The organism is Pseudomonas sp. TAA207 (assembly GCF_001529285.1).
Classification (GTDB): domain Bacteria; phylum Pseudomonadota; class Gammaproteobacteria; order Pseudomonadales; family Pseudomonadaceae; genus Aquipseudomonas; species Aquipseudomonas weihenstephanensis.
Genome location: NZ_LLWJ01000065.1, coordinates 229,843 through 239,438, shown reverse-complemented (window position 1 = coordinate 239,438; position 9,596 = coordinate 229,843). Strand labels below are relative to the sequence as shown.

The following is a 9,596-nucleotide window of genomic DNA, read 5'->3' as shown; positions in this document are numbered from 1 at the left end:
CTACGAAGTTGAGAGGTAGTTGACGCACACTTGTAGTCGCTGCCGAAGGCTGCGTTCGATTGCGCAGCGATCGCAAATGCTGAGGGCACGGTTTATCAGGTGGACTGAGTGCGCGGGTTCAACGCCGCCTGCGGCAGCTGCTACAGGTAACAGGCGAAATCAACGGCGGTCTGCAACCACACCAATCAGTACCAGCACCACGAGCAATACGGGCGCCAAGCTGTAGTTGTTGAATTGGCTCAGGCCGCGCTCTACCCAGGGGGTCGCGTAGATTAATGCAGCGCCGCTGCCCACCAGGCACAGCAAGGCCATCAAGGGGACGCGCAGGGCGCCGGCGATGCTGCCCAGACGCTGCTCGACCCAGCCCTTGAAGTCCGCCCCAAACAACACCAGCAAACAGCCAATCAACGCCAGAGAGATATCTGAAAGGTGGCTGCGGCTCCAGCGCGATACTGTGGCAAGCAGGTCGAGTACCAAGTCCATTCGATTTCCTTAGGTCAAAAAGTGCTGCAACAGGTCATTGAGAAACAATTGGCCGCGGGCAGTCGCCGCCAGGCGTGTCGGTTCGACCTGCAATAAGCCACTTTGTTCGGCAGCTTCTCGCCCTGTTTTCAAGCTGTCGAGAGTCAGGCCGGTGCGCTGCGGGTAAAGCTTTGAATCTACGCCGTCCGTCAGGCGCAAGGCGTTCATTAGAAACTCAAACGGTAGCTCTTCGGCAGTCAGGGTTTTCTCCCCGGCCTGGAAGTTTTTGGCCGGATTGAGGTAGTCCTTTGGCAGACGGGTTTTCCATGTGCGTACGATACGACCATCGGGATGGCTCAACTTGCCGTGGGCACCGGCACCAATGCCGATGAAGTCGCCAAAGCTCCAGTAGTTGAGGTTGTGCCGCGCGGGGCGGTCGGGCAACGCGTATGCGGACACTTCGTATTGCGCGTAGCCGTGCTCGGCGAGCAGGGCTTGTCCGGCTTCTTGAATGTCCCACAACGTGTCGTCTTCCGGCAGCGTGGGCGGCTGGTTCCAGAACACGGTGTTGGGTTCGAGCGTCAGTTGATACCACGACAGGTGCGTCGGCTTCAGGGCGATGGCCTGGCGCAGATCGCTCAGGGCATCGTCCAGCGACTGATCGGGCAAGCCATGCATCAAGTCCAGGTTGAAGTTGTCAAAACCGGCCTGACGCGCCATGCCAGCGGCGCGTACTGCTTCGTCGCCGTTATGGATGCGGCCTAACGCCTTGAGTTTCTCTTGCTGAAAACTCTGGATGCCGATCGACAGGCGATTGATCCCCAATTTGCGGTACGCCACGAACTTTTCTTGCTCGAACGTGCCGGGGTTGGCTTCCAGGGTGATTTCAATGTCGCTGGCAAAAGGAATGCGCGCTTCAACCCCCGCGAGCAGGCGACCCAGCGAGGCAGCACTGAACAGGCTCGGCGTGCCGCCGCCAAAGAAGATCGAACTCAGCTCACGGCCATACACTGCGTGCAGATCCTGGTCCAGATCGGCGAGCAGGGCGTCGACGTATTCGTCTTCGGGCAGCACAGGGCTGGCGGTGTGGGAGTTGAAATCGCAATACGGGCATTTACGCACGCACCACGGGATATGGATGTACAGCGACAAGGGAGGCAATGGGCTCAGCGGCGCGCGTGGCGCCTGCTGGGTAAAGCCAGCCGCGCCCAGATAGAGCGGCTGTGGCGGTGTGTCGTGGGTCATTTGAGGCTCAAACGCTGGCGCAGCAAGACCATGGCGCGAGCGCGGTGGCTCAGTTGGTTTTTTTCTGTCGGGCTGAGTTCAGCGCTGGAGCAGTTACGCTCAGGCACCCAGAACAACGGGTCGTAGCCAAAGCCGTGCTCGCCACTGGCGGCGGGCAGAATACGCCCGTGCCACAAGCCTTCACAGATGATTGGCAAAGGGTCGTCAGCGTGGCGCACCAACGCCAGCACGCACACAAACTGTGCGCCGCGCTCGGCGTCGGGCACGTCTTTGAGGGCATCGAGCAGTTTGGCGTTGTTCGCCGCATCGCCTTGGCCGTCAGCGTAGCGGGCCGAGTAAATGCCCGGCGCGCCACCCAGAAAATCCACGGCCAGCCCCGAGTCGTCAGCCAAGGCTGGCAAACCCGAAATACGCGCCGCGTTACGGGCTTTTAAAATCGCGTTCTCGACAAACGACAAGCCGGTTTCATCCGGCTCGACGCTACTGAATTCTCCAATCGAGCGCAACTGCACCGACTCGCCGAGCATGGCCTGAAGTTCTTTGAGTTTGCCCGCGTTGTGGCTTGCGAGTACCAGTTGCGTGAAGTTCATCATTCGATTGGAGCGACCACTTGAGTAAATTCGATTGTTTCAGACGTGGCTCCGGGAGCTTTTACGTCCACTTTGAAGGTGAAAGTCTGCGTGCCTTTGACCGGGAATTGAGCGAGATAGTTGATTTCGCCGTTTTCGCCGACTTCACGAAACCTCAACGGTGTTGCTTTTTCATCCCCGGTTTTTACGCTGCCCTGCACATTGGCGGCAATATTCTTGCCCGCCTTGTTCACGGTGATATTCAACACGGCATTCTGGTCGCTGCGCGTGACTCCCACCGTGTTGGCGATGCGGGGCGTCAGAAAAGTAGACCGGAAGGCGTTGTAGTACACCGTGATATCGCCAAATGTCTGCTGGCGTTGGGCCACCGTTTGGTCGGCGGCCAGCGCGTTCGCCCCCAAACACATTGAAAGCAGTAGTAATCCAATACGACCCATGGTCTTTCTCCTTTGAGCGAACCTGTTAAACCGCGACTTTGTGATCCTGAAGGCCAGGACTGCTGACACGATAAATGCCAATCTCGCCTAACAGGTTAGGCCATAACTTACTCGCCCACCCATGCCGGTGTTGTTGATCCACGGCAAGACGGTTGATGACCTGCGCTTCGCGTTCACGGCACAGCGCTTCGAAGTCTTCAAAAGTGCAAAAGTGGATGTTGGGCGTGTTGTACCAGGTGTACGGCAAAAACTCGGACACCGGCATGCGGCCTTTGCTGGCCAGATACCAGCGGCAGCGCCAGTGGCCGAAGTTGGGGAAGGTAATGATGCATTGGCGGCCGACGCGCAACATTTCGTCGAGGATCCGGTCGGGGTAATGCACCGCTTGCAGCGCCTGGGTCATGACCACGATGTCAAAGCTGTTGCTGGCAAAGTTGCCCAGCCCTTTGTCGAGGTCTTGCTCGATGACGTTAATGCCTTTGGCCACGCACTCGGCAATGTTGTCCGGGTCGTTTTCAAGGCCGTAGCCGGTGACTTGCTTGTTGTCGCGCAGCCAGCTCAGCAGTTCGCCATCACCACAACCGAGGTCGAGCACGCGGCTGCCGGCGGGGATCCAGTCTTGGATGATTTCCAGGTCGGCTCTCATGGCGTTCTCACAGGTCTATGCGGTTCATGTAGTTGCTGAAGGCTTGCAGGTAGCGCGGGATCGGGATCAGGAAGGCGTCATGGCCCTGCGGCGCGTCGATTTCCAGATAACACACGTCTTTTTTCGCGGCCATCAGTGCATCCACCAGTTCGCGCGAACGCGCGGGCGAGAAGCGCCAGTCGGTGGTGAACGACATCACGCAAAAGCGCGCCTTGGCCCCGGCAAAGGTTTTGGCCAGATCATCGTTGAAGTTGGCCGCCGGGTCGAAGTAGTCCAGGGCCTTGGTCATCAACAAATAGGTGTTGGCATCGAAGCGCCCGGAAAACTCTTCGCCCTGATAACGCAGGTAGCTCTCGACCTGAAACTCGACGCTGTGGAAGTCGTAGTTGAGGTTTTCGTTCTTAAGCCCGCGGCCGAATTTCTCGCCCATCGAGTCATCCGACAGGTAAGTGATATGGCCCACCATGCGTGCCAGCATCAGGCCGCGTTTGGGGATCAGGCCTTTTTCCTGGAACGAACCGCCGTGGAACTCGGGGTCGGTGAGGATGGCTTGGCGCGCGACTTCGTTGAACGCAATGTTTTGCGCGGACAGCTTGGGTGCCGAGGCGATAGCCAGGCAATGGCGCAGGCGATCGGGGTAGCTGATGCTCCACTGCAAGGCTTGCATGCCGCCCAGGCTGCCACCGATCACGGCGGCCCATTGCGTGATGCCCAGACGATCCGCCAGGCGCGCCTGGCTGTGCACCCAGTCTTCAACGGTCAGTACCGGGAACGAGGCGCCAAAGGGGCGGCCGGTTTGCGGATCGATGCTGCTCGGGCCGGTTGAGCCGTTGCATCCACCGAGGTTGTTGAGGCTGACCACGAAGAATTTACGGGTGTCGATGGGCTTGCCGGGGCCGATGCAACTGTCCCACCAGCCGGGTTTGCGATCGTCGACGCTGTGATAACCGGCGGCATGATGATGCCCCGACAGCGCGTGGCAAATCAGTACCGCGTTACTGGCCGTGGCATTGAGCTGGCCATAGGTTTCGTAAATCAGGTCATAGGCAGGCAGTGAGCGCCCGCAGGCCAAAGCCAGCGGTTCGCCGAAGTGTGCAACGAGTGGCACAACCAGACCAACGGAATCGGGGGGAAAGGCAGTTGGCATCGACCCTGCTCTCATTTAAATGAGGCGTAAGTCTAATGAGCGCGGTAGCAAGCGGCAAGCAATGCTCGGGGCTGATTTATCACCTGCCCCAAACCCGTAGTCGCTACCGAGGCTGCATGCAAATGCGCTGCTGGAGGTCAGCCTGCCTCCATCGCAGCCTGCGGCAGCGACTACAGAGGCTGACTCAAGGTTTGGCAAGCCCTGGAAGGTCTGGCAACTTTTTAGGGCCATGCAAACGCACGCGTTTTTGGCGATTGAGTTCGCCGCTGATCAAGCTCACTTGGCTCTTGGAAATGCCGAACGCCTTGGCCAGGAAGGCCACCAGGTGGGCGTTGGCTTTGCCTTCAACCGGTGGGGCGGTGAGGCGGATTTTCAGGCGGTCACCGTGCAGGCCAGCAAACTCATCGCTGCTGGCCTTGGGTTGCAAGTGACAGTCGAGAATCAGGTCGTCACCGTCCCAGCGGAAATAGCTCATCAGATCAGGCCGAACAGCTCAGGCGGCATGTTGACGTACACCGCCAGGGGCGGAATCACGTAGCTCTGGATCAGCTGGATCACCATGAACGCCAGAATCGGTGAAATATCCAGGCCGCCCATGCTCGGCAAGAAGCGGCGGAACGGTGCCAGTGCAGGTTCTGTGATCTGGTTGACCAGCTCGGCGCCAGGGCTGGTGCTACCCGGTGCCACCCACGACAGAATCACGCTGATGATCATGGCGAAGAAGAACACTTTGAGAAACAGTGCCGTCACCCCAATGATCGCCCACACTAACAGCCCGAGGACGTTGAACGGGATGTAGCTCAAGGTCAGCACAATGGCGAACACCACCATCTGCACCAGAATCGCCAGCACCAGCGAGGACATGTCCAGGCCGAGCACGCTTGGAATGACGCGGCGCATCGGTTTGAGCAGGGTTTGCGTCGCTTTGACGGTGAACTGGCAGATCGGGTTGTAAAAGTTGGCCCGAACCAGCTGCAAGATGAAGCGCAGCAGCACGACCAGCAAATACAGGCTGCCCAGGGTTTGAACCACAAAAATGGCAGCGCCATTAAGTCCTGACATCATTTGCTCCTTTATTGACCCAGTTGTTCGGCCATTTCGGCCGAGCGGTGCGCGGCGGCACTCAATGCTTTTTCGACCATGGCTTCAAAACCACTGGCCTGGAATGATTTGATTGCAGCGTCAGTGGTGCCCGCAGGCGAGGTCACGCGACGGCGCAGTTCGCTTGCGTCCACATCGCTGCTCACAGCCATATGGGCAGCGCCCAGTGCGGTCTGCTCCGCCAGTTGCTCAGCCACCTCATGGCTCAAGCCAAGTTTGACGCCGACGGCGGTCATGGCTTCGATCAAGAGGAAGAAATACGCCGGGCCGCTGCCCGATACGGCGGTTACCGCGTCGATCTGGGCTTCTGTTTCGACCCAGACCACGATGCCCACAGCGCTCAACAACTCGTCGGCCTGCTGGCGTTGTGCTGGCGTCACCTGAGCAGTGGCGTACAAACCGCTCACGCCTTTACCCAGCAGGGCAGGCGTATTGGGCATGCAGCGCACCAGTGGCTGAGTGCCCAGCCATTCAAGCAGGCTGGCGCAGGTAATGCCGGCGGCAATCGACACCAGCAGTTGATGCGGCTTGAGGTGTGGGCGCAGGTCCTGGCACACGGCTTTCATGGCCTGCGGCTTGACGGCGATGACGATCACATCCGCGTCTTGAACGGCTTGCGCGTTATCGGCGAACAGCTCGATACCGTGCTGTTCAGCGACCTTGGCGCGAGTGTCGGCGCCGGGATCGCTGGCGCGGATCTGTGCAGCGTCCAGACCTTTGGCCAACAGGCCGCCGATCAGGCTGGAAGCCATGTTACCGGCTCCGATAAAGGCAATACGCGTCTTGCTCATAACAGATCCTTATCAAAAGTGAGGCAGGCTTTCTCAGGCCTGGCTGTAGTCTCGAGCGCCAAACAGTGCAGTACCGACCCGCACCCATGTGGCGCCTTGGGCAATGGCCGACTCCAGGTCGTGGCTCATGCCCATCGAAAGCGTGTCTAGCCCCAAGTTCAGGCTCTCTTGCAGCGTGCGTACCGTCGCAAAGGCAGCATCCTGTTCGGCGCGGTCGTCGGTGGGTTCCGGGATCGCCATCAAGCCGCGCAGCTTCAAACGGGGCAACGCATGGATCGCGGCAGCCAGCGCGGGCAAATCTGCCGGGGTGCAGCCGGATTTACTGGCCTCACCACTGACGTTGACCTGAATGCAGATGTTCAGCGGCGCCAGCTCAGCCGGGCGCTGTTCAGACAAGCGCTGGGCGATTTTCAGACGGTCCACGGAGTGCACCCACGCGAAATGTTCAGCGATGTCGCGCGTCTTGTTCGATTGAATGGGGCCGATGAAGTGCCAACACAAGGGCAGGTCAGCTAATTCAGTCTGTTTGGCGCGGGCTTCTTGCAGGTAATTCTCGCCGAAGTCGCGAACTCCGGCGGCATACGCTTCGCGCAGTGCGCCAGCGGGTTTGGTCTTGCTGACTGCCAGCAAGTGAATGCTCGTTACATCACGTTGCACAGCCAGTGCCGCTGCACGGATGCGCGCCTCAACCTGAGCGATGTTGTCAGCTATCGTGGACATTCAATTAAGCCCGCCGTGGTGAAAGTCTGCGGCATTCTACTGGAATTGGGAGGGGGGATGGACATCGCCGACCTGTTGGCCGTTTGCGTCAATCGCGGGGCTTCAGACTTGCACCTGTCAGCGGGCGTGGCGCCCATGCTGCGTATCGACGGCGACATGCAGCGGGGCGAGTGGCCCGTGCTGGACTCAGACGCTGTGCGTGGGCTTATCCACAGCGTCATGACCGAGCCACAGCGTGTCGCGTTCAAGGCCGAGCGCGAAGCTGATTTTTCATACGCGGTGGCGGGCTTGGGCCGCTTTCGGGTGAATGCGTTTGAGCAACAGCGCGGCGCGGGTGCGGTGTTTCGCAGCATTGCCTCGACGCTGCCCAGCCTTGAGTCACTGGGCTTGAGCGGGGTGTTCAGTGAGCTGAGTCATGCGCCGCACGGGTTGATACTGCTTACGGGCGCCACGGGGTCCGGTAAAACCACTACCTTGGCGGCCATGATTGACCACTTGAACAGCACCCGCCCCCTGCACATTCTCACCATCGAAGACCCGATTGAGTTCATCCACACGCCGCGCCAGTGCTTGATTAACCAGCGCGAGGTGCATCGCGACACAGGCAGTTTTAGCGCCGCGCTACGTTCAGCGCTGCGTGAAGACCCGGACGTGATCATGCTGGGCGAAATGCGCGACCTGGACAGCATTCGCTTAGCGCTTAGCGCCGCTGAAACCGGGCACTTGGTCTTTGCGACGTTGCACACACCGTCTGCGGCAAAAGCCATCGACCGCATGGTGGATGTATTTCCTGCAGAAGAGAAAGCCGTGGTACGCACGATGCTGTCCGAATCACTGAGGGCGGTGATTGCGCAAACGTTGGTCAGGCGAAAGGGAGGCGGGCGCGTGGCGGCGCACGAAATCATGCTGGGCACGCCAGCCATCAGGCATTTGATTCGGGAAAACAAGGTGGCGCAAATGGTGTCGGCAATCCAGACCGGCGGCGCGGTAGGGATGCAAACCCTGGACATGAGCCTGGCACGGCTCAGACAGAGGGGCGACATCCTGTAAACGCGAGCGTACCCGCGCCTACAGAGATGGGATGTTTAGCGCTGAGCAACCCGCAGGGTGGTTTTCTCTTTGGGCAAAATGCGCTTGGCGACCACGTAGTGGCTCTGCCAGTAAGGTTTTTTCAAGGTGTCGATAGAGACCGACTTGCCGCGACGGGGGGCATGGATAAACCGGTCGTTGCCCAGGTAAATGGCAACGTGATTGACCTTGCGGCTCTTGATGTTGAAAAAGAGCAAGTCGCCTGGCTTCAGGTCCTTGCGATCAACCTTTTGGCCATGACCGCTGGCCATCGCGCTGGAGCTGCGTGGCAAATTGACGGCCGCCACATCGTTGAACGCGTATTTGACCAGGCCGCTGCAATCAAAGCCTTTACTTGGGCTGCTACCGCCCCAACGATAAGGCGTACCCAGCACGTTGACGGCACGGCTCAGTACACTGCTGCTTTGCTTGTTGGCCGCGACCAGTGCCGGGGTCGCAATTTTGCCTGGGGCTTTGCGATGAACTTTACTGGAGGTCGGGCGTGTGACGGTTTTGCTGTTAGAGGCGACAAACGGAGCACTCGCAGATGATTTTGCGGTGTAACCGGTGAAGCCCGAAGGAAGATGTTGCTCACGATTGGTGGCGTGGGCGGCCAGTGGCATTAATAGGCAAATGGTTAGCCATGTCTTGAATAAAGGACGCATTCGGCAGGGCTCTATGTAGGTAAGCGCGCAACTTTATAACAGCTTTTTTGTCCTTTCTCAGGCCGTTTGTCGATTGGACCTGGAGGTCAAAAACCGCAAGCGGGGTGGCAAATTGTCACATGGTTGGAGCGCAGGTCAGGCAGTACAAGGGTTTGCGCCAAATCTTGTAAGACACTTTTACCTTTTGCACGACAGTAAAAAAGTCACAAAAAACTTCACAATTTTTTCTATCGACACCTAAGGGGGCATCAATGAGCGGCTATCGAGACGATCTACAACGCGATACCCACAGCAAAGTGCTGGGTTACTTGCTGTGGATTTTTGGCTTTTTGGGAGCGCATCGCTTCTATTACGGCAAGCCGGTGACCGGGACGATCTGGTTTTTTACGCTGGGCTTGCTGGGCATCGGCTGGCTGATCGACTTGTTCCTGATCCCGAGCATGGACCGCGAAGCGGACCTGCGCTTTACATCGGGTGATACCGACTACAGCGTGGCGTGGATTCTGCTGACGTTCCTGGGCGTGTTAGGTGTGCACCGCATGTACATGGGCAAGTGGATCACAGGGATCATTTACCTGTTTACCGGCGGTTTGTTCCTGGTCGGCATTCTGTATGACTTCTGGACGCTCAATACCCAGATATCAATCAAGAACGCAGAGCGTCGTTAAGCGCCACAGCCCCTGGCCCTCTCCCGCAGGGAGAGGGTTGGGGTGAGCGCAGCGCG

13 protein-coding genes are annotated in these 9,596 nt (G+C 58.8%); 2 read left to right on the top strand and 11 right to left on the bottom strand.

Annotated features, from left to right (window positions below; all coding sequences use genetic code 11):
- Positions 1-159: 159 nt before the first annotated feature.
- From AP059_RS12235 to AP059_RS12190, 10 genes are all read right to left on the bottom strand, one after another.
- On the bottom strand, positions 160-483 hold the full coding sequence (locus AP059_RS12235; RefSeq protein WP_048364041.1) for a DUF3392 domain-containing protein: 324 nt from the start codon (positions 481-483) through the stop codon (positions 160-162).
- A gap of 9 nt (positions 484-492) precedes the next feature.
- On the bottom strand, positions 493-1,707 hold the full coding sequence (gene hemW, locus AP059_RS12230) for a radical SAM family heme chaperone HemW (protein ID WP_059765581.1): 1,215 nt from the start codon (positions 1,705-1,707) through the stop codon (positions 493-495).
- Positions 1,704-2,300 (bottom strand): RdgB/HAM1 family non-canonical purine NTP pyrophosphatase, encoded by a 597-nt coding sequence (gene rdgB, locus AP059_RS12225; protein ID WP_059765579.1) that lies wholly within the window; start codon positions 2,298-2,300, stop codon positions 1,704-1,706. The genes hemW and rdgB overlap by 4 nt, the downstream gene beginning before the upstream one ends.
- Positions 2,297-2,734 carry a DUF4426 domain-containing protein gene (locus tag AP059_RS12220; protein ID WP_059765577.1) on the bottom strand — a complete coding sequence of 146 codons (438 nt, stop codon included), beginning with the start codon at positions 2,732-2,734 and terminating at the stop codon, positions 2,297-2,299. The genes rdgB and AP059_RS12220 overlap by 4 nt, the downstream gene beginning before the upstream one ends.
- Before the next feature lie 25 nt (positions 2,735-2,759).
- Complete coding sequence (gene metW, locus AP059_RS12215; RefSeq protein ID WP_048364045.1) at positions 2,760-3,380, bottom strand: methionine biosynthesis protein MetW; 621 nt, start codon at positions 3,378-3,380, stop codon at positions 2,760-2,762.
- 7 nt (positions 3,381-3,387) lie between these two features.
- Positions 3,388-4,527: a homoserine O-succinyltransferase MetX gene (metX, locus tag AP059_RS12210; RefSeq protein ID WP_048364046.1), complete on the bottom strand. Its 1,140-nt coding sequence runs from the start codon at positions 4,525-4,527 to the stop codon at positions 3,388-3,390.
- A gap of 184 nt (positions 4,528-4,711) precedes the next feature.
- Positions 4,712-5,002, bottom strand: coding sequence for a DUF167 domain-containing protein (locus tag AP059_RS12205; protein WP_048364047.1), 291 nt, complete (start codon positions 5,000-5,002; stop codon positions 4,712-4,714).
- Positions 5,002-5,589, bottom strand: a complete 588-nt coding sequence (locus AP059_RS12200; RefSeq protein WP_048364048.1) for a YggT family protein — start codon at positions 5,587-5,589, stop codon at positions 5,002-5,004. The genes AP059_RS12205 and AP059_RS12200 overlap by 1 nt, the downstream gene beginning before the upstream one ends.
- Before the next feature lie 11 nt (positions 5,590-5,600).
- Entirely contained in the window at positions 5,601-6,419 is an 819-nt protein-coding gene (gene proC, locus AP059_RS12195; RefSeq protein ID WP_059765575.1) for a pyrroline-5-carboxylate reductase, read from the bottom strand.
- Positions 6,420-6,452: 33 nt separating this feature from the next.
- Positions 6,453-7,139 carry a YggS family pyridoxal phosphate-dependent enzyme gene (locus AP059_RS12190; protein ID WP_059765573.1) on the bottom strand — a complete coding sequence of 229 codons (687 nt, stop codon included), beginning with the start codon at positions 7,137-7,139 and terminating at the stop codon, positions 6,453-6,455.
- Positions 7,140-7,196: 57 nt separating this feature from the next.
- Between AP059_RS12190 and AP059_RS12185 the strand changes: the two genes are divergently transcribed.
- A complete protein-coding gene (locus tag AP059_RS12185) occupies positions 7,197-8,189 on the top strand; it encodes a type IV pilus twitching motility protein PilT (RefSeq protein ID WP_059765571.1) in 993 nt (330 codons plus the stop codon).
- A gap of 35 nt (positions 8,190-8,224) precedes the next feature.
- Here AP059_RS12185 and AP059_RS12180 read toward each other — a convergent pair whose 3' ends face one another.
- Positions 8,225-8,872: a C40 family peptidase gene (locus tag AP059_RS12180; protein WP_048364052.1), complete on the bottom strand. Its 648-nt coding sequence runs from the start codon at positions 8,870-8,872 to the stop codon at positions 8,225-8,227.
- A 251-nt stretch (positions 8,873-9,123) separates the two neighbouring features.
- Here AP059_RS12180 and AP059_RS12175 point away from each other — a divergent pair, with 251 nt between their 5' ends.
- The gene (locus tag AP059_RS12175; RefSeq protein ID WP_059765569.1) at positions 9,124-9,540 is read left to right on the top strand and encodes an NINE protein; all 417 of its coding nucleotides are present in this window, start codon (positions 9,124-9,126) and stop codon (positions 9,538-9,540) included.
- Positions 9,541-9,596 lie beyond the last annotated feature (56 nt).